Below are 19,504 nucleotides of genomic sequence, written 5' to 3'. Positions count from 1 at the left end.
TGTGCCGGTTTTTTCATGCCTGTCGGAAGCAAACGACCACTCATCGCCGCTTCCTGAATCGAACCCAAAACAGTTTTGACAAGCATTCTCATTAACATTAAGCTCCTCGGCACCAAGCAATAAACCAGCGACGGTCCATAGCTTATGTATGTTTGCCTCTGCCAAGGTGTCACAGACGGTCAAATCCGGGATGCAATTCTGGAAGGCTGCTGCAGTTACCGTGAAGTCCGCGAAACGCTTGGCGTCGCGAGTAAATGCGGAAAATGCGCCTGCCTGGCGAAAGAAGTGGTGCGTGACACACTGACCGAACTGCAAAGCAGCCATGCGGCGCTGGCCTACCCTGCAAAATTTTCAGCGGCCTGAATACCCCTTTTTGACGAACCGGACGCCATGTCCGGTTTTTTATGCCTGTAATTCAAGCGCTTAGCATCAAGATGCGGAACTCAAACATTCTTATTCCTATTTAAATTCACTTAGTATTCAATTACTTAGGTTTGACAGACGTTTAGGCGCAGCTCACACTCGCGGCTTATCGACACAATCCATCGGCAGGACCTCGAACATGAAAGGCGACATTACAGTCATCCAGCATCTCAACAAGATCCTCGGAAACGAGCTGGTCGCTATCAATCAGTATTTTCTGCATGCACGCATGTACGAAGACTGGGGTCTGAAAAAGCTCGGTGGGCATGAGTACCACGAGTCCATCCACGCGATGAAGTACGCTGACAAGCTCATCAAGCGCACGCTGTTTCTTGAAGGGCTGCCAAACCTGCAGGATCTGGGCAAAATCCTGATCGGCGAGCACACCAAGGAAATGCTGGAGTGCGACCTGAAGATCGAACAGAAAGGTCTGGCTGATCTGAAAGCGGCCATTGCGCACTTTGAGACGGTAGGCGACTTCGGCAGCCGTGAGCTGCTGGAAGACATCCTTGAGCCGAAGGAAGAGCAAATCGACTGGCTTGAGACTCAGCTGGGTCTGATCGTCAAAGTCGGCATCGAGAATTACCTGCAATCGCAGATGGGCGACTGACTTTCCCGGCTGCGCAGCAACGAAAAAGCCCGCCTCAATCGAGAGCGGGCTTTTTCTTGTCTGTAAAGCTACGCTGGAGCGCAAGGCCTTACTCGGCCTTGGCAGCCGAAGCTTCCTTGATCTTGTCCTGCAACGAACCGTCAGCCATCATTTCGGTGATGATGTCGCTACCACCGACCAGCTCACCGGCCACCCACAGTTGCGGGAAAGTCGGCCAGTTGGCGTACTTGGGCAGGTTGGCGCGGATTTCAGGGTTTTGCAGGATGTCGACGTAGGCAAACTTTTCGCCGCACGCCATCAAGGCCTGGGAAGCCTTCGCCGAAAAACCGCACTGCGGAGCGTTTGGAGCGCCTTTCATGTAAAGCAGAATGGTGTTGCTGGCAATCTGCTCTTTGATTGTTTCGATGATATCCATGGAGCACCTCGGCTGAAATATCCGACTCAGTTGTCGGCACGGTGGCGCATTGTAACCAAATCCCGAGCATGACGCTCTGTCTTGAGCCTTAACACGATGCCACTTGCACCGGCACGCCGTTTAACGCCGCATTGCCGGACAGCACATCGAGCTGCCGCTCGTCGGTCAGGTCATTGGCACTCACTCCCGGCTGGCTCCGTGCGATTTCCATCCTGACCCCCGCTCGTGAATGGCCCCAGCCGTGCGGCAGGCTGACCACCCCCGGCATCATGTCCAGACTGCCCAGCACTTGCACCTCGATCATTCCGACCCGAGAACTGACCCTGACCTGCTGCCCGTCGCTCAGGCCGCGAGCGGCAAGATCGTCCGGGTGCATGAGTAACTGATGACGAGGCTTGCCTTTCACCAGACGATGGTAGTTGTGCATCCATGAATTATTGCTGCGCACGTGCCTGCGACCAATCAGCAGCAATTCACCGGTCTTGGGTGCCGGATCGGCGGCGAAGCGCGCCAGGTCAGCCATGATCACTTCCGGCGCAGCCTGAATGCGGCCATTGGCGGTTTTCAGCCGCTCTGTCAGATTTGCCTTTAGGGCACCCAGATCGAGCCCGTGCGGATGGCCGGCCAGCGTTGCAAGCGACAACTTATGCGGTGACGCATCACCATAAAGCCCAGCACGCAGGCCGCGATCGATCATCTGCGCGGGCGGCAGGGTCGGCTTGAGGTCGCGCTCGGCTCTGGCGGCGAAGGCCTTGGCCAGGCCCACAAAGATCTCCCAGTCGTGCAAAGCGCCCTCAGGCTTGTCAAAGATGGCCTGATTGAAGCGTGTTACGTTACGCACCGCCAGGGTATTGAACGTGGTGTCGTAGTGATCGTTCTCCAGCGCCGAGGTCGACGGCAGAATCAGAGCCGCATGGCGGGTGGTATCATTGATGTACAAATCAAGGCTGAGCATGAACTCCAGCCCCTCAAGCGCCTGATCCAGTTGACGGCCATTGGGTGTAGACAGCACCGGGTTGCCGGCTACGGTGACCAGTGCGCGAACCTGGCCGTCGCCCTCCACCAGCATTTCCTCGGCCAGCGCCGACACCGGCAGCTCGCCGCCGTACTCCGGCAGGCCTGAGACGCGGCTTTGCCACAGATTGAAATGCCCGCCGGAGGTCGAACTGACCAGATCGACAGCAGGTTCGGTGCACAGTGCGCCCCCGACGCGGTCCAGATTACCGGTGACCAGATTGATCAACTGCGTCAGCCAATGGCACAGCGTACCGAAGGCTTGCGTGGACACGCCCATGCGCCCGTAACACACCGCCTTGTCAGCCGCCGCGAAGTCGCGCGCCAACTGTCGAATCTGTTCGGCGGGCACACCACAACGAGGACTCATGGCCTCGGCGTCAAAGCCGGTAATGGCTTGCCTGACGTGGTCCAGGCCATCGACGGGCAAATGGCTGTCGCGGGTCAGCCCCTCTTCAAACAGCGTATTGAGCAGCCCGAACAGCAACGCGGCATCGCCGCCGGGCCGCACAAACAGATGCTGATCAGCGATGGCCGCCGTCTCACTGCGCCGTGGGTCGATCACCACCAGCTTGCCACCGCGCTGCTGAATGGCCTTCAGGCGTTTCTCGACATCCGGGACCGTCATGATGCTGCCGTTGGACGCCAGCGGGTTGCCGCCCAGAATCAGCATGAAATCGGTGTGATCAATGTCCGGAATCGGCAACAGCATGCCGTGGCCGTACATCAGGAAGCTGGTCAGGTGATGCGGCAACTGATCGACCGACGTGGCCGAGAAACGGTTACGGGTCTTGAGCAGGCCGAGGAAATAGTTGCTGTGGGTCATCAGCCCGTAGTTATGAACGCTGGGGTTGCCTTGATAAATCGCCACTGCATTTTGCCCGTGGCGCTGCTGAATGTCGTGAAGCCGCTCCGCCGCCAGATCGAACGCCTGCTGCCAGGCAATCGGCTGCCATTGATCACCAGTACGCAGCATGGGCTGGCGCAGCCGGTCGGGGTCGTTCTGGATATCCTGCAGCGCAACGGCCTTGGGGCAGATGTGGCCGCGACTGAACGTATCCAGCGGGTCGCCCTTGATGGACGCAATGCACGGGCTCGCATCAGGCGGGGCGATGGTTTCGATGACAAGGCCACAGATGGCCTCGCACAAATGACAGGCGCGGTAATGTTCGGTCCGGGTCATCGCAGCCTCATGGTCTTGTCATGGCAATTCGAGCGATTGCTGAACAAGCACTATGGTGCCTCGCCATACCCCGCGCCACTGACGTGCGTCTTGTGAATCGAGAAGCATCATGCGCGCCGATGGTCAGGCCAAATCAGCTGCCGATAGGGGTCACGACCTTGCGCTGCAGCTGGATTTCCGTGACGGTTTCGACCTGTTCCTGAGCCAGATGAACACCGGTCAGATCGCCGATCAGGCGCCAGTGCTCGTCGAGCCCCGCACTGATGGTCGCCATGCGGTCGATCATGCGTCGCCCTGCAGTGCTCGTGACTTCGTCTTCACTGCGCAGCAGTTCGAATGACATTGAAGTCATGGACGCCGTCAGATGGGTAAGTGTACGAGCAGTGAGACCCAGTAACTCCGTCAATTGATGCTCTTTTGAGTCCATTCCCCCACCCCTCGATCAGTAATGTATCGGCACTGTTTTATAACCTACGCCCGGCTTTAAAGAAACGGTGCCTGTCAAGTCCGTGACGTCTTTCGCATAAGCGTGCCCGCGTAATCGCCGACTGTTGCAGGATTGGTACTAATTGCCAAGCCCTATTTGAGCAGTGTACAAATGCTGCCTTCGGAAAAACCCGAGATGGCAATAAGCCTCCTCAGCGTAGCTAACTTTTGACGCGTCAACGAACAATTGCAGCGCGCCTCGATGACAAGCTCCAGCGACGTCGGCTTCTCCGGAACACGCATGCTATTGGTAAGACGCGACATTTTTTTATACTATCGCGCCTTTCCTATTCGTCGCCCCGAGCGGCTTCCGCCGCAGGTCTGGCCGTTTTCCCGATAAAAACCGGCTTTGATAACCTGCGGTCTGTTGCAAAAAAGGTAGTTAATCATGAACCCCAGGCACTTTCTCTCGATGATGGATTACACCCCGGACGAACTGCTGGGCCTGATCCGTCGCGGCGTAGAGCTCAAAGACCTGCGCAATCGCGGCGTACTCTTTGAGCCGCTGAAAAACCGGGTGCTGGGGATGATCTTTGAAAAATCATCGACACGTACCCGTCTTTCGTTCGAAGCAGGGATGATTCACCTGGGTGGTCAGGCGATCTTTTTGTCGCATCGCGACACTCAATTAGGCCGTGGCGAGCCCGTTGCCGACAGCGCAAAAGTCATGTCGCGCATGCTTGATGCAGTGATGATCCGCACCTATGCGCACAGTAATCTGACCGAATTCGCTGCCAATTCACGCGTACCGGTGATCAACGGCCTGTCCGACGACCTGCACCCCTGTCAGCTGCTGGCCGACATGCAGACCTTTCTCGAGCATCGAGGCTCGATCAAAGGCAAGACCGTGGCCTGGATCGGCGACGGCAACAACATGTGCAACAGCTATATAGAAGCGGCAATCCGGTTCGACTTCCAGCTGCGCGTCGCCTGCCCGGCCGGTTACGAACCCAACCCTGAGTTTCTGGCGCTGGCCGGCGACCGGGTCACAGTGGTTCGCGATCCGCAGGCGGCGGTCAGCGGGGCTCATCTGGTCAGTACTGACGTCTGGACCTCCATGGGACAGGAAGAAGAAACGGCCCGGCGCAAAGCGTTGTTTGCGCCGTTTCAGGTCACTCGCGCATTACTCGATCTGGCTGACAAGGACGTGCTGTTCATGCACTGCCTGCCAGCTCATCGTGGCGAAGAAATCAGTGTCGATGTGCTGGACGACGCACGCTCGGTTGCCTGGGATCAGGCCGAAAACCGCCTGCACGCACAAAAAGCACTGCTGGAGTTTCTCGTCGCGCCGGCCTGCCAGCCCGCATGAGCCAGCCGCTGCTGCTGAGCCTGCGCAATCTGGCCTGCGGCTATCAGAACCAGCGCGTGGTGCAGGATCTGAACCTGCACCTCAACGCTGGGGATATTGGCTGCCTGCTGGGCTCATCGGGCTGCGGCAAGACCACCACCCTGCGCGCAATTGCCGGTTTCGAGCCGATTCACGCAGGAGAAATCAGCCTGGCAGGCGAGATAATCTCCCGCCCAGGCTGGACGCTGGCGCCCGAAAAGCGCCGCATCGGCATGGTGTTTCAGGATTACGCACTGTTCCCGCACCTGAGCGTCGCCGAGAACATCGCATTTGGCATCCGCAAGCATCCGCAGCTGGACAACGTGATCGGCGAGTTGCTGGAGCTGGTCAATCTTGGCGCGCTGGGCAAACGCTTTCCTCATGAACTGTCTGGTGGCCAGCAACAGCGTGTCGCGCTGGCCCGAGCGCTGGCGCCGGAGCCCCGGCTGTTGTTGCTCGATGAACCGTTCTCAAACCTGGACGGCGAGCTGCGCCGCAGGCTGAGCCATGAGGTGCGAGACATCCTCAAGGCGCGTGGCACCAGCGCCATTCTGGTGACCCACGACCAGGAAGAAGCCTTCGCCGTCAGCGATCACGTTGGCGTGTTCAAGGAAGGTCGCCTGGAACAGTGGGACACGCCTTACAACCTGTATCACGAGCCGCGCACGCCCTTTGTCGCCAGCTTTATCGGCCAGGGCTATTTCATTCGCGGGCAGATGATTGATCCGCAATCGGTGAGCACCGAACTTGGCGTTTTGCGCGGCAACCGGGCGTACCCGGGGGTCAGCGGCAGTGCCGTGGATGTCTTGCTGCGCCCTGACGATATCGTTTATGCGCCCGACAGTGATTTGAAAGCACGGGTCACAGGCCGGACCTTTCAGGGTGCTTCGACCTTGTACCGCCTGCAATTGCCCACCGGAAGCCAGCTTGAAGCGATCTTTCCCAGCCATGCCGACCACCTGCAAGGTGATGACGTCGGTATTCGGGTAGCGGCGGATCATCTGGTGTTGTTTGCAGCGCCGGGCAGCGTGGCAGCGCACATCCCCGGCGACTGAGGCGACATCCATCAACCTCGACCGATCGGAGCGAATCTGGCCTGGGTGTGTTCGGCCAGCGCTGCGGGCGCCAATTCGACTTCCAGCCCCCTCCTCCCGGCGCTGACATAAATACTTTCAAAGTTCTGCGCGCTCTCGTCGATGAACGTGCGCAGGCGCTTTTTCTGCCCCAATGGGCTGATGCCGCCCAACAGGTATCCGGTGGCGCGCTGCGCGGCGGCAGGGTCGGCCATTTCGGCTTTTTTCGCCCCGGCAGCCTGCGCCAGAGCCTTCAGATCAAGCGTTCCGACGACCGGCACCACAGCGACCAACAATTCCCCTTTTTCGCTGCTGGCCAACAGCGTCTTGAACACCTGCGCAGGCTCCAACCCCAGTTTTTCTGCGGCCTCCAGCCCGTACGACGCAGCTTTCGGGTCATGTTCGTAACTGTGAATACGGTGCTCGGCGCGAAGTTTTTTCAGTAAGTCCAATGCGGGTGTCATGCAACGCTCCAAAGGGTTCGGGACGACGAACACTTTAAGCCAGGTAAAGTGAACATGCCTTGATTCACGCCACCTGCGACACTGATGGCATTTTGAAAACCACCGTAAAGCGCCGTCATGCAGCCCGCGTGCTCATGGCAGCGGGAAGATTATCTGACCGTTCGGTTCCGACCTTTGACAGCCGGGTTTCTTGCCTATATTTTTTCGTTTACGAATATTATCGAAAGCAATTTTTCGGTATAACTCGCACCGGCGATCAGAAATGGGGTTTTTCTGATACGCACGAATAACGAGCACCCACGACTGTCTCAGGGTGCCGAGACAAAAACAAAAAAATGAGGTAGCCATGACCATCGCACTAAAACAACCGACACTGACCGGGCAATGCCTGGCAGAATTTCTGGGCACCGCGCTGATGATTTTTTTCGGGACCGGGTGCGTCGCGGCGCTCAAGGTCGCGGGGGCAAGTTTCGGTTTGTGGGAAATCTGCATCATCTGGGGCATGGCGGTCAGCATGGGGATCTACCTCAGCGCGGGCATTTCCGGCGCTCACTTGAACCCGGCCGTCAGCATCGCGCTGAGCCTGTTCGCAGGTTTCGAAAAACGTAAATTGCCTTTCTACATCTCTGCACAGATCGCTGGCGCGTTTTTCGGCGCAGGTCTTGTGTACCTGTTGTACATCAGTCTCTTTTTCGACTTCGAACATGCTCACCACATCATCCGCGGCAGCGAGCAGAGTCTCGAACTGGCGTCGGTGTTCTCGACCTATCCAAACCCTGCCATTTCCGTAGGTCAGGCGTTTCTGGTCGAAGTGGTCATCACCACCATTCTGATGGGCGTGATCATGGCCTTGGGCGATGACAGCAACGGCTTGCCACGCGGCCCGTTGGCCCCCTTGCTGATCGGCCTGCTGGTGGCAGTGATCGGTAGCTCGATGGGACCGCTGACCGGCTTCGCAATGAATCCGGCCCGCGACTTCGGTCCGAAGCTGATGACGTTCTTCGCTGGCTGGGGTGAAATAGCGTTCACCGGCGGACGTGACATTCCTTATTTCCTGGTTCCGATTTTTGCGCCCATTCTGGGTGCCTGCCTGGGTGCTGCCGGCTATCGCGCACTGATTGCGCGTCACCTGCCAAGCGCCCTTCCTGTTGAAAACGAAAAAGATGCTCCAGTGGTTCGCGGCAAAGTTCAGGCTTCATCTTGAATCCCACTTAATAACGCAAGGCAATCGACATGACTGACACACAGAACAAGAATTACATCATTGCTCTTGACCAGGGCACCACCAGCTCGCGAGCCATCATTTTCGACCGCGATGCCAACGTGGTGAGCACTGCCCAAAGCGAATTCGTTCAGCACTACCCACAGGCAGGCTGGGTCGAACACGACCCGATGGAAATTTTCGCCACCCAGACCGCGTGCATGACCAAGGCGCTGGCGCAGGCTGATCTGCACCACGATCAGATCGCCGCCATCGGTATCACCAACCAGCGTGAAACTACTGTCATCTGGGAACGCGACACCGGGCGCCCGATCTACAACGCAATCGTCTGGCAGTGCCGCCGCAGCACCGAGATCTGTCAGCAGCTCAAGCGCGACGGTCTGGAGGAGTACATCAAGGACACCACAGGCCTGGTGATTGACCCGTACTTTTCCGGTTCCAAGGTCAAGTGGATTCTGGACAACGTCGAAGGCAGCCGCGAGCGCGCCCGCAAAGGCGAGCTGATGTTCGGCACCATCGATACCTGGCTGATCTGGAAATTCACCGGTGGCAAGGTGCACGTAACTGACTACACCAACGCCTCGCGCACCATGCTGTTCAATATTCATACGCTGGAATGGGATCAGCGCATGCTCGACGTGCTGGACATCCCGCGCGAAATCCTGCCCGAGGTCAAGAGCTCGTCCGAAGTCTACGGCCACAGTAAGAGCGGCATCCCGATTGCCGGTATTGCAGGCGACCAGCAGGCCGCGTTGTTCGGCCAGATGTGCGTCGAGCCCGGTCAGGCGAAGAACACCTACGGCACCGGCTGCTTCCTGCTGATGAACACGGGCAAGAAAGCCGTGAAGTCGGCACACGGCATGCTCACCACCATCGGCTGCGGCCCGCGTGGTGAAGTGGCCTATGCGCTGGAAGGCGCAGTGTTCAACGGCGGCTCGACTGTGCAGTGGCTGCGCGACGAGCTGAAGCTCATCAACGACGCGCTGGACACTGAATACTTCGCCAGCAAGGTCAAGGACAGCAACGGCGTGTACCTGGTCCCGGCCTTTACCGGTCTGGGTGCTCCGTACTGGGACCCGTATGCCCGCGGCGCGCTGTTCGGCCTGACCCGCGGCGTGAAAGTCGATCACATCATTCGGGCCGCGCTGGAATCCATCGCCTACCAGACTCGCGACGTACTCGACGCGATGCAACAGGACTCCGGCGAACGCCTCAAGTCGCTGCGTGTGGACGGCGGCGCGGTGGCCAACAACTTCCTGATGCAGTTCCAGGCGGACATTCTCGGCACTCACGTTGAACGCCCGCAAATGCGTGAAACAACGGCGTTGGGTGCAGCGTTTCTGGCCGGTCTGGCGATCGGTTTCTGGAGCAGTCTGGACGAACTGCGCAACAAGGCCGTGATCGAGCGCGTCTTCGAACCTTCGTGCGAAGAGGCGCACCGCGAGAAGTTGTACGCGGGTTGGCAGAAAGCCGTTGCGCGCACCCGTGACTGGGAACCGCACGAAAACGAGGAGTGATCGCCTCTGTTGATGAGGGAGGACAGGATTCCGGCTGACAGGTCACACTTTCCTGCGGCATGATGGGCGCCATTTGTAGAGGGCGCTCAAGGAAAAACAATGAACCTGCCTCCCCGCCAACAACAGATCCTCGAACTGGTCCGTGACCGTGGTTACGTCAGCATCGAGGAAATGGCGACGCTGTTCGTCGTGACCCCACAAACCATCCGCCGCGATATCAATCAGCTGGCGGAAATGAACCTGCTGCGTCGCTACCACGGCGGCGCGGCTTATGACTCCAGCATCGAAAACACCGCCTACGCCATGCGTGCGGATCAGATGCGCGACGAGAAACAACGGATCGCCGAGGCCATCGCCGCGCAGATCCCGGACAACGCGTCGTTGTTCATCAACATCGGCACCACCACCGAATCCATCGCCCGTGCCCTGCTCAATCACAACAACCTGAAAATCATCACCAACAACCTGCACGTGGCGTCGATCCTCAGCACCAAGGACGATTTCGAAGTGTTGATTGCAGGCGGCAATGTCCGCCGTGATGGCGGTGTTGTGGGCCAGGGCAGTATCGATTTCATCAGCCAGTTCAAAGTGGACTTCGCACTGGTCGGCATCAGCGGCATCGACGAAGACGGCAGTCTGCTGGACTTCGATTATCAGGAAGTGCGGGTTTCCCAGGCGATCATCGCCAATGCGCGCAAAGTGCTACTGGCGGCGGACTCCAGCAAGTTCGGGCGTAACGCCATGGTCCGACTCGGGCCGATCACCCTGATCGATTGCCTGGTCACCGACCAGCCTCCGGTGCCTGCGCTGCAGCAACTGCTGACCCAGCACAAGATTCGGCTGGAAGTCGTTTGATCGAAGACATCGGATTGCGATGAGCTCACGAGAGGCGTCCGGAAGAACGCCACCTCTATCATGCGTCGCGAACTGCGTTCCCACGCTGGGGCGTGCGTAACGAGAATCTAAACTATCGTGCGACGCTCCGCGTCGCACGCCGTTCCGGACGCTCCGCGTCCTCCTTCGCGAACCAGAGCGTCACGAACTGCATTCCCGCTACAGCGTGCGAAACAATACGTGTCGAAGAGAACGACCATTCCCGCCTGACATCCCGCCCTACAATGTTCATTTTTGTTGTTTTCATACTGTAGTTATCAGTATTTTCAATCGATAGGCGCTGGCAAGGGTCATTTTATTGAGCTATGATTTTCGAAAATGAACATTAATGTTCATATTCGCCATTCGAGCCATGCTCAAGAATTGTCCAGGAGGCCACCGATGCCCCACGCTACCGTGCCAACCCCACCTCTTTCCGAGGTTTACGACATCGCCGTTATCGGCGGTGGCATCAATGGCGTCGGGATTGCGGCAGATGCCTCCGGTCGTGGCCTCTCGGTTTTCCTGTGCGAGAAGGACGATCTGGCCAGTCATACGTCTTCGGCCAGCAGCAAGCTGATCCATGGTGGTTTGCGTTATCTGGAGCACTACGAATTCCGTCTGGTGCGCGAGGCGCTTGCGGAGCGTGAAGTGCTGCTCGCCAAGGCGCCGCACATCGTCAAGCCCATGCGTTTCGTCTTGCCTCACCGCCCCCATCTGCGTCCGGCGTGGATGATTCGTGCGGGGATGTTTCTGTACGACAACCTCGGCAAGCGCGAAAAACTGCCCGCCTCGCGAACCATTCGTTTCGGTGCGGACAGCCCGCTCAATCCGAGCATCACCCGGGGTTTCGAATACTCAGACTGCTGGGTCGACGATGCGCGTCTGGTGGTGCTCAATGCCATGGCGGCGCGTGAAAACGGCGCACACATCCACACCCAGACCCGCTGCGTCAGCGCGCGCCGCATCAAAGGCATGTGGCACCTGCATCTGGAGCGCAGCGACGGCAGCCTGTTCTCGATCCACGCCAGGGCGCTGGTCAACGCAGCCGGCCCTTGGGTGGCCAAGTTCATTCGTGAAGACCTCAAGCTCGATTCGGCCTACGGTATCCGTCTGATTCAGGGCAGCCACCTGATCGTGCCGAAGCTGTACGAGGGCGAGCATGCGTTCATTCTGCAAAACGAAGACAAGCGCATCGTGTTCACCATTCCGTACCTGGAGCACTTCACCATCGTTGGCACGACCGACCGTGAATATCAGGGCGACCCGAACAAGGTCGACATCACCGAAGGCGAGATGGATTACGTGTTGAAAGTGGCCAACGACCACTTCAAGAAACAATTGAGTCGCGCAGACGTGCTGCACACATTCTCGGGCGTGCGTCCGCTGTGCAACGACGAGTCCGATAACCCGTCGGCCATTACCCGCGATTACACCCTGTCGTTGTCGGGCAGCGGCGATGAAGCGCCGATTCTGTCGGTATTCGGCGGCAAGCTGACGACCTATCGCAAGCTGGCGGAATCGGCGATGACGCAACTGGCGCCGTTCTTCAAGCAGATGAAACCGAGCTGGACGGCCAAAGCGGCCCTGCCCGGCGGCGAAGACATGACCACGCCGGAAGCGCTGGCTGCGGAAATGACCGGGCGTTACAGCTGGCTGCCTGCTCCAATCGCCAAACGCTGGTCGATCACATACGGCAGCCGTAGCTGGCGCTTGCTGGACGGCGCGCAAGGTCTGGAAGATCTCGGTCAACACCTTGGCGCAGGTCTGTACACCCGTGAAGTCGATTACCTGTGCGAGCAGGAATGGGCGACCAGCATCGAAGATATCCTGTGGCGCCGCACCAAGCTGGGCCTGTTCACTACACCTGAAGAACAGGCAAACGTCCGCAGCTACCTGGAAACAGTCGTGCGTAACAAGGCGACGATCGAAGCCGCCTGATGACTGGCTTATCCACCTGTTCACCCTGCTGTGGGTGAACAGGTACGCATTACCCTGCCTCTTCCCGCCTGATCCGCCCATTCGGTTTCCCGAACGTTTCCCGCCTGCCTATTCGGCTTCCCGGACGTCAAAAAACGCCCGCGCCCATCATAAAAACTAAAAAATCATATAATTCAACAGCTTACTCAATAAGAAAAGCATGGCACGACTCGTGCTCTACACTCTGCATCGACCGTTTCAACAAAGGCGTGTGTCTCGCAGGACGCCGTTGAAGCATTCGTCAAAAAGCGGGTCGCCCTGCCAGCGGCCCTATCAATAAGAAAATGAAATCGAGGATTCATCGATGCGCATCGTTCCCCAACTTCTGGGTGCCGCTATTGCTGCTGCTCTGATCAGCACTCCGGTTTTCGCCGCCGAACTGACCGGCACACTGAAAAAAATCAAAGAGTCCGGCACCATTACTCTCGGTCACCGTGACGCCTCCATCCCGTTTTCCTACATCGCTGATGCCTCCGGCGTGCCGATGGGCTACTCCCACGACATCCAGCTGAAAATCGTCGAAGCCATCAAGAAAGATCTCGGCATGTCCGAGCTCAAGGTCAAGTACAACCTGGTCACTTCGCAGACCCGTATTCCGCTGGTGCAGAACGGTACGGTCGATCTGGAATGCGGTTCGACCACCAACAACGTCGAGCGCCAGCAACAGGTCGATTTCTCCATCGGCATCTTTGAAGTCGGCACCCGCCTGCTGTCGAAAAAGGACTCAAGCTACAAGGATTTCGACGACCTGAAAGGCAAGAACGTCGTGACCACTGCTGGCACCACGTCCGAGCGCATCCTCAAGTCGATGAACGCCGACAAGCAAATGGGCATGAACGTGATCTCTGCCAAGGACCACGGTGAGTCCTTCCAGATGCTCGAATCGGGTCGTGCAGTCGCTTTCATGATGGACGACGCGTTGCTGGCAGGCGAAAAGGCCAAAGCCAAGAAGCCGGATGACTGGGCGGTGACCGGCACTGCGCAATCCTACGAAATCTACGGCTGCATGGTTCGCAAGGGCGATGCCCCGTTCAAGAAAGCGGTGGATGACGCGATTGTCGCTACCTACAAGTCCGGTGACATCAACGCCATCTACAGCAAGTGGTTCATGTCGCCAATTCCTCCAAAGGGTCTGAACCTGAATTTCCCGATGAGCGACAAGCTCAAGGAGCTGATTCAGAACCCGACCGACAGAGCGGCTGACGACAAGAAAGCCTGAGTAAACGGTTCGGCCCGCCTGAACTGATTGCATCCCGAACAGGCACCCCTGTTCGGGACTGGCGCCTTGCTTTCGACAGTGCGCGCATCTCGATATAAATAGAACAATAGGGGGAGACCCTGATGAATTACAACTGGGACTGGGGCGTGTTCTTCAAGTCCACCGGCGTTGGCAGCGAGACCTATCTGGACTGGTTCATCTCCGGTCTGGGCTGGACCATCGCAATTGCCGTGATCGCCTGGATCATCGCCCTGCTACTGGGCTCAGTGCTGGGCGTCATGCGCACCGTACCGAACCGCCTGGTGTCGGGTATCGCCACGGTGTACGTGGAAATATTCCGTAACGTGCCACTGCTGGTGCAGCTGTTCATCTGGTACTTTCTGGTGCCCGACCTGCTGCCGGAAAACATTCAGGAGTGGTACAAGCAGGACCTCAACCCGACGACCTCGGCATTTCTGAGCGTCGTCGTGTGCCTGGGCCTGTTCACCGCTGCAAGGGTTTGCGAACAAGTGCGTACCGGCATCGAAGCGTTGCCGAAAGGCCAGGAATCGGCTGCACGGGCCATGGGCTTCAAGCTGCCGCAGATCTACTGGAATGTGCTGTTGCCGCAGGCCTACCGGATCATTATTCCGCCGCTCACCTCCGAATTCCTGAACGTATTCAAGAACTCTTCGGTCGCGTCGCTGATCGGCCTGATGGAGCTGCTCGCGCAGACCAAACAGACGGCTGAGTTTTCCGCCAACCTGTTCGAAGCCTTCACCCTGGCGACCCTCATTTACTTCACGCTGAACATGAGCCTGATGCTGCTGATGCGCATGATCGAGAAGAAAGTCGCGGTGCCCGGCCTGATCTCTCTGGGGGGCAAATAATGGACTTCACCGGAATCATTCCAGCCATTCCCGGCCTGTGGAACGGCATGGTCATGACCCTCAAGCTGATGGCGATGGGGGTGGTCGGCGGTCTGCTGCTCGGTACGGTGCTGGCCCTGATGCGGCTGTCATCGAACAAGCTGCTGGCCAATGTGGCCGGCGCCTACGTGAACTACTTTCGCTCGATCCCGCTGCTGCTGGTGATCACCTGGTTCTATCTGGCGGTGCCGTTCGTGCTGCGCTGGATCACCGGTGAGGACACGCCGATCGGTGCGTTCGCCTCCTGCGTCGTGGCTTTCATGATGTTCGAAGCCGCGTACTTCTGTGAAATCGTCCGGGCCGGCGTGCAGTCGATTTCCAAAGGTCAGATGGGCGCAGCCCAGGCGCTGGGCATGAACTACTCGCAAATGATGCGACTGATCATCCTGCCGCAAGCGTTTCGCAAGATGACCCCGCTGTTGCTGCAACAAAGCATCATTCTGTTTCAGGACACCTCCCTGGTGTACACCGTCGGCCTCGTGGACTTCCTCAACGCATCGCGTTCCAGTGGCGACATCATCGGTCGCGCCAACGAGTTCCTGGTCATTGCCGGTCTGGTGTATTTCACGATCAGTTTCGCCGCCTCGTTGCTGGTGAAGCGTCTGCAAAAAAGGTTTGCCGTATGATTTCCATCAAGAACGTCAACAAGTGGTACGGGGATTTTCAGGTCCTGACCGATTGCAGCACCGAGGTCAGCAAGGGCGAAGTGGTCGTGGTGTGCGGACCGTCCGGCTCGGGCAAGTCGACCCTGATCAAGTGCGTCAATGCGCTGGAGCCGTTCCAGAAAGGCGACATCGTCGTCGACGGTACATCGATCTCCGATGCCAAGACCAACTTGCCGAAACTGCGTTCGCGGGTCGGCATGGTGTTCCAGCATTTCGAACTGTTTCCGCACCTGAGCATCGTCGAAAACCTGACCATCGCGCAGATCAAGGTACTGGGCCGCAGCAAGGCCGAAGCCACTGAAAAAGGCCTGAAACTGCTGGACCGCGTAGGCCTGTCCGAGCATGCGCACAAGCACCCCGGTCAACTTTCCGGCGGACAGCAACAGCGCGTCGCCATTGCCCGCGCACTGGCCATGGACCCGGTGGTCATGCTGTTCGACGAACCGACCTCCGCACTGGACCCGGAAATGGTCAACGAAGTGCTCGACGTCATGGTGCAACTGGCTCATGAAGGCATGACCATGATGTGCGTTACCCACGAAATGGGTTTCGCCCGCAAAGTCGCCAACCGGGTGATTTTCATGGACAAGGGGCAAATTGTCGAAGACTGCGAAAAGGAAGAGTTTTTCGGCGATGTCAGCGCCCGTTCCGAACGTGCTCAGCAATTTCTCGCCAAAATCCTTCAGCACTAGGCATTACCCACAGCTGCCTGCCCCGCTCGGGCAGCTGTTCGGTCCAGGACGACTGTGATGAAATGCGACTCCACTCTTTATCGCGCCGCGCCGCCATCACTTGCCGTGAAGCCTCGTCTGGTCCGCCAATTGTTTCTGCCCCCGCTGATCCTCCTGCTGATGATCGGGCTGGGCTACGTCGCCTACCTGATCAGCGAACACAACGGCATCAAGAGCTTGCGCGAAAGTGGCGAACGGCAACTGGAGCTGCACGCCAGTACCGTTGAAAGCGAAATCAGCAAATACACCTATCTGCCCAGCGTTCTGGAGCTGGAATCCAGCGTTTCGCAGCTGCTCAACAAACCCGGTCCCGAGCTGCAGCAACAGGTCAATCGCTACCTCGAGGGCCTGAATCGGCGCAGCCGCAGCCGTGCCATCTACGTGATGGACACCACCGGCCGCGTGCTGGCGACCAGCAACTGGCGTGATGCCGACAGCTATCAGGGCGAAGACCTCTCTTTTCGCGCCTATTTTCAGGACGCGGTGCGCGGCCTGCCAGGACGTTTTTACGGGATCGGCAGCACTTCGGGCGAATCCGGCTACTACCTGGCTCACGGGCTTGAAGACAAAGGCAGGATCATCGGCGTCGCGGTGATCAAGGTCCGCCTCGAAGCGCTGGAAGAACGCTGGCAACGGGCCCGACTGGAAGCATTTGTCACCGATGAAAACGGCATCATCATTCTGTCCAGTGACCCGGCCCGGCGCCTGAAATCGGTGCGCCCGCTGACACCCGAAATCAAAGAACGCATGGCCCGCAGCCTGCAATATTACTGGTGGCCGCTCAATGAGCTGGTGCCACTGGAGCGTGAAACGCTGTCCGAAGGCGTCGAGAAACTCACCTTTCCGGCCAACGTCAGTGTCGACCGGGAACACACGCAGGTGAGCTACCTGGCGCAGACCCGGCCGTTGAATGAGACTTCATGGCACTTCACGCTGCTCACGCCACTGGAAGACCTGCGCAGTGAAGCCGCGAGTCGAGGCATCCTGGTGGCGGTGGCCTGTGCGCTGGTGACGTTTTTGCTGATCGCCTGGAACGAACGACGCAAGGTCATCTCGACCCGGCTCGCCGCTCGGGAAGCGCTGCAAGCCGCCAACAACGAGCTGGAACGCAAGATTGCCGAACGTACCGAGCACTTGCGCGCCAGCAACGAGCGTCTCAAGGCGCAGATTCGCGAGCGACGGCAGGCGGAAGATACGCTGCGCCGGGCTCAGGATGAGCTGGTCCAGGCCGGCAAACTGGCGGCCATCGGGCAGATGTCGACCAGTATCGCGCATGAACTCAATCAGCCACTGGCTGCCTTGCGCACGCTGTCCGGCAACACCGTGCGCTTTCTGGAACGTGGCGCACTGGATACCGCCAGCGCCAACCTGCGCACCATTAACGATCTGGTCGACCGCATGGGCCGCATTACCGCCAGCCTGCGCGCCTTTGCCCGGCGGGGTGACGACAAGGGGCAGGCGCAGCTCAGTAAAGCGGTAAACGCCGCGCTGCAATTGCTGGCCGTGCGTCTGGAACAGTCGGGGCTCATCCTGCACCGGGCGTTCGCCGACGCCACGCTGAGCATCGACCAGACCCGGCTGGAACAGATTCTGGTCAACCTGATCGGCAATGCGCTGGACGCCATGTCCGACCAGCCGCAGCCGCAGTTGTGGCTCGAAGGCTCGATCGTCGACGGCCGCTATCGCCTGTTGGTGCGTGACAATGGGCACGGTATCGACGATGAAACGCGCAAACACCTGTTCGAACCCTTTTTCACGACCAAACCGGGCGAACAAGGCCTCGGTCTTGGCCTGACGCTGTCAGCGAGCCTGGCCGCCGCAGCGGGAGGCAGTCTGGGCGCGGAGCCTGTGGGCGACGCGGGCACGACTTTTGTTCTGTGCCTGCCGTTCATAACAGACGCGCCGACCGATTCTCGCCAGGGCAAGCTTACATAAGGAACACCCATGAGCATCAACAGCGACCTGACGGTCCTGATCGTCGAAGATGACCCGCACGTATTGCTGGGCTGCCAGCAGGCGCTGGCGCTGGAGGACATTTCCAGCGAGGGTGTGTCGAGCGCCGAAGAAGCGCTGCAACGCATTGGCGACAACTTTGCCGGCATCGTCATCAGCGACATTCGGCTGCCGGGCATTGACGGGCTGGAACTGTTGAGCCGCCTCAAGGCACGCGACAGCAGCCTGCCGGTGGTGCTGATCACCGGCCATGGCGATATCACCATGGCGGTCAATGCGATGCGCGACGGTGCCTATGACTTCATGGAGAAACCGTTTTCGCCCGAGCGCCTGGTCGATGTGACGCGCCGGGCGCTGGAGCAACGCGGTCTGGCCCGGGAAGTCTGGTCGTTGCGCAAGCAACTCGCCGAGCGCGACTCGCTGGAGGGCCGGATCATTGGCCGTTCACCGGTCATGCAGAACCTGCGTGCATTGATCGCCAACGTCGCCGACACCTCGGCCAACGTGCTGATCGAAGGCGAAACCGGCACTGGCAAGGAACTGGTTGCTCGCTGCCTGCATGACTTCAGTCGCCGCAAGAACAACCCGTTCGTGGCGCTCAACTGCGGCGGGCTGGCAGAAAGTCTGTTCGAGTCGGAAATATTCGGGCATGAAGCCAACGCCTTTACCGGCGCGGGCAAGCGGCGCATCGGCAAGATCGAACACGCTCACGAGGGCACGCTGTTTCTTGATGAGGTGGAAAGCATGCCGATCAATCTGCAGATCAAGCTGCTGCGCGTCTTGCAGGAGCGCACGCTGGAACGGTTGGGTTCGAACCAGAGCGTGGCGGTGGATTGCCGGGTGATCGCAGCAACAAAATCCGATCTGAATGCGCTGGGCAAGACCAACCAGTTCCGTAGCGACCTGTATTACCGCCTCAACGTCGTCACCCTGGAACTGCCGCCACTGCGCGACCGTCGTGAAGACATTCTTCCGTTGTTCGAGCACTTTCTGCAGTTGTCTTCTTTACGCTTCGACCGCGAGCCGCCGCAACTGGATCGGCAGACCGGCTCAAGCCTGATGAGCCATGACTGGCCGGGCAATGTACGTGAACTGCGTAATGTTGCAGAGCGCTTTGCGCTGGGTCTGCCGGCGTTCAAGCAGGCAGGCACGGTCAGTGAAAACCAGAGCCTGGGGTTTGCCGAAGCGGTTGAAGCCTTTGAACGATCGCTGCTCAGCGAAGCCCTGCAACGCAGCGGCGGCAACCTCAGCCAGGCCAGTCAGGAACTGGGCATGGCCAAAACCACACTGTTTGACAAGGTCAAGAAATACGGGCTTTGAAGCCCCGTGCTCAGCTCTGAACACGCAGCGCGGTGTAAACCTGTGACGCTCCGCGTCACGCAGCGGTTTTGCGATGTCAGTGATGTTTTTTACGGCTCTGGGCACCTTTTCGCCCCTCGGC

At 58.7% G+C, this 19,504-nt stretch carries 18 protein-coding genes; 14 read left to right on the top strand and 4 right to left on the bottom strand.

Features of this window, described 5'->3' with window-relative positions:
* Window positions 1-144 precede the first annotated feature (144 nt).
* A complete protein-coding gene (locus ABJ99_RS07630; protein ID WP_005889343.1) occupies window positions 145-363 on the top strand; it encodes a bacterioferritin-associated ferredoxin in 219 nt (72 codons plus the stop codon).
* Window positions 364-562: 199 nt separating this feature from the next.
* Window positions 563-1,033, top strand: a complete 471-nt coding sequence (bfr, locus tag ABJ99_RS07625) for a bacterioferritin (protein WP_005889341.1) — start codon at window positions 563-565, stop codon at window positions 1,031-1,033.
* A gap of 88 nt (window positions 1,034-1,121) precedes the next feature.
* On the opposite strand, the gene grxD is transcribed toward bfr, so the two are convergent.
* The 3 genes from grxD to ABJ99_RS07610 all read right to left on the bottom strand — a co-directional run bounded on the left by grxD (window position 1,122) and on the right by ABJ99_RS07610 (window position 4,072).
* Window positions 1,122-1,448 carry a Grx4 family monothiol glutaredoxin gene (grxD, locus tag ABJ99_RS07620; RefSeq protein WP_054085299.1) on the bottom strand — a complete coding sequence of 109 codons (327 nt, stop codon included), beginning with the start codon at window positions 1,446-1,448 and terminating at the stop codon, window positions 1,122-1,124.
* An 88-nt stretch (window positions 1,449-1,536) separates the two neighbouring features.
* Window positions 1,537-3,645, bottom strand: coding sequence for a molybdopterin oxidoreductase family protein (locus tag ABJ99_RS07615; RefSeq protein ID WP_054085298.1), 2,109 nt, complete (start codon window positions 3,643-3,645; stop codon window positions 1,537-1,539).
* 133 nt (window positions 3,646-3,778) lie between these two features.
* Window positions 3,779-4,072, bottom strand: coding sequence for a hypothetical protein (locus ABJ99_RS07610; protein ID WP_054085297.1), 294 nt, complete (start codon window positions 4,070-4,072; stop codon window positions 3,779-3,781).
* Between the two features lie 447 nt (window positions 4,073-4,519).
* Between ABJ99_RS07610 and argF the strand changes: the two genes are divergently transcribed.
* Window positions 4,520-5,440: an ornithine carbamoyltransferase gene (gene argF, locus ABJ99_RS07605; protein WP_054085296.1), complete on the top strand. Its 921-nt coding sequence runs from the start codon at window positions 4,520-4,522 to the stop codon at window positions 5,438-5,440.
* Window positions 5,437-6,513, top strand: a complete 1,077-nt coding sequence (locus ABJ99_RS07600; RefSeq protein ID WP_054085295.1) for an ABC transporter ATP-binding protein — start codon at window positions 5,437-5,439, stop codon at window positions 6,511-6,513. Before argF ends, ABJ99_RS07600 begins: the two co-directional genes overlap by 4 nt.
* Before the next feature lie 11 nt (window positions 6,514-6,524).
* Here the strand turns inward: ABJ99_RS07600 and ybaK are convergent, their stop codons facing one another.
* Window positions 6,525-6,995 (bottom strand): Cys-tRNA(Pro) deacylase, encoded by a 471-nt coding sequence (gene ybaK / locus ABJ99_RS07595; protein ID WP_054085294.1) that lies wholly within the window; start codon window positions 6,993-6,995, stop codon window positions 6,525-6,527.
* A gap of 346 nt (window positions 6,996-7,341) precedes the next feature.
* Here ybaK and ABJ99_RS07590 point away from each other — a divergent pair, with 346 nt between their 5' ends.
* The 10 genes from ABJ99_RS07590 (at window position 7,342) to aauR (ending at window position 19,383) form a co-directional block, all read left to right on the top strand.
* The gene (locus ABJ99_RS07590; RefSeq protein ID WP_054085293.1) at window positions 7,342-8,199 is read left to right on the top strand and encodes an MIP/aquaporin family protein; all 858 of its coding nucleotides are present in this window, start codon (window positions 7,342-7,344) and stop codon (window positions 8,197-8,199) included.
* Between the two features lie 29 nt (window positions 8,200-8,228).
* Window positions 8,229-9,734 (top strand): glycerol kinase GlpK, encoded by a 1,506-nt coding sequence (gene glpK, locus ABJ99_RS07585; RefSeq protein WP_054085292.1) that lies wholly within the window; start codon window positions 8,229-8,231, stop codon window positions 9,732-9,734.
* Window positions 9,735-9,833: 99 nt separating this feature from the next.
* The gene (locus ABJ99_RS07580) at window positions 9,834-10,589 is read left to right on the top strand and encodes a DeoR/GlpR family transcriptional regulator (protein ID WP_005889322.1); all 756 of its coding nucleotides are present in this window, start codon (window positions 9,834-9,836) and stop codon (window positions 10,587-10,589) included.
* Window positions 10,590-11,009: 420 nt separating this feature from the next.
* Window positions 11,010-12,548, top strand: a complete 1,539-nt coding sequence (gene glpD / locus ABJ99_RS07575; RefSeq protein WP_054085291.1) for a glycerol-3-phosphate dehydrogenase — start codon at window positions 11,010-11,012, stop codon at window positions 12,546-12,548.
* Between the two features lie 343 nt (window positions 12,549-12,891).
* Entirely contained in the window at window positions 12,892-13,806 is a 915-nt protein-coding gene (locus tag ABJ99_RS07570) for a glutamate/aspartate ABC transporter substrate-binding protein (RefSeq protein WP_054085290.1), read from the top strand.
* Window positions 13,807-13,928: 122 nt separating this feature from the next.
* Window positions 13,929-14,675, top strand: a complete 747-nt coding sequence (locus tag ABJ99_RS07565) for an amino acid ABC transporter permease (RefSeq protein WP_054085289.1) — start codon at window positions 13,929-13,931, stop codon at window positions 14,673-14,675.
* Window positions 14,672-15,340, top strand: a complete 669-nt coding sequence (locus ABJ99_RS07560; protein ID WP_174518465.1) for an amino acid ABC transporter permease — start codon at window positions 14,672-14,674, stop codon at window positions 15,338-15,340. The genes ABJ99_RS07565 and ABJ99_RS07560 overlap by 4 nt, the downstream gene beginning before the upstream one ends.
* A complete protein-coding gene (locus ABJ99_RS07555; protein ID WP_054079762.1) occupies window positions 15,337-16,071 on the top strand; it encodes an amino acid ABC transporter ATP-binding protein in 735 nt (244 codons plus the stop codon). The genes ABJ99_RS07560 and ABJ99_RS07555 overlap by 4 nt, the downstream gene beginning before the upstream one ends.
* 57 nt (window positions 16,072-16,128) lie before the next feature.
* On the top strand, window positions 16,129-18,045 hold the full coding sequence (gene aauS, locus ABJ99_RS07550) for a two-component sensor histidine kinase AauS (RefSeq protein ID WP_054085288.1): 1,917 nt from the start codon (window positions 16,129-16,131) through the stop codon (window positions 18,043-18,045).
* 9 nt (window positions 18,046-18,054) lie between these two features.
* Window positions 18,055-19,383 (top strand): two-component response regulator AauR, encoded by a 1,329-nt coding sequence (aauR, locus tag ABJ99_RS07545; RefSeq protein ID WP_054085287.1) that lies wholly within the window; start codon window positions 18,055-18,057, stop codon window positions 19,381-19,383.
* Window positions 19,384-19,504 lie beyond the last annotated feature (121 nt).

Origin of the sequence: Pseudomonas syringae pv. cilantro (assembly GCF_001293775.1) — a bacterium.
Classification (GTDB): domain Bacteria; phylum Pseudomonadota; class Gammaproteobacteria; order Pseudomonadales; family Pseudomonadaceae; genus Aquipseudomonas; species Aquipseudomonas syringae_P.
The sequence above is the reverse complement of the archived record's forward strand: the minus strand, read 5'-3'. Positions and strand labels throughout refer to the sequence as shown.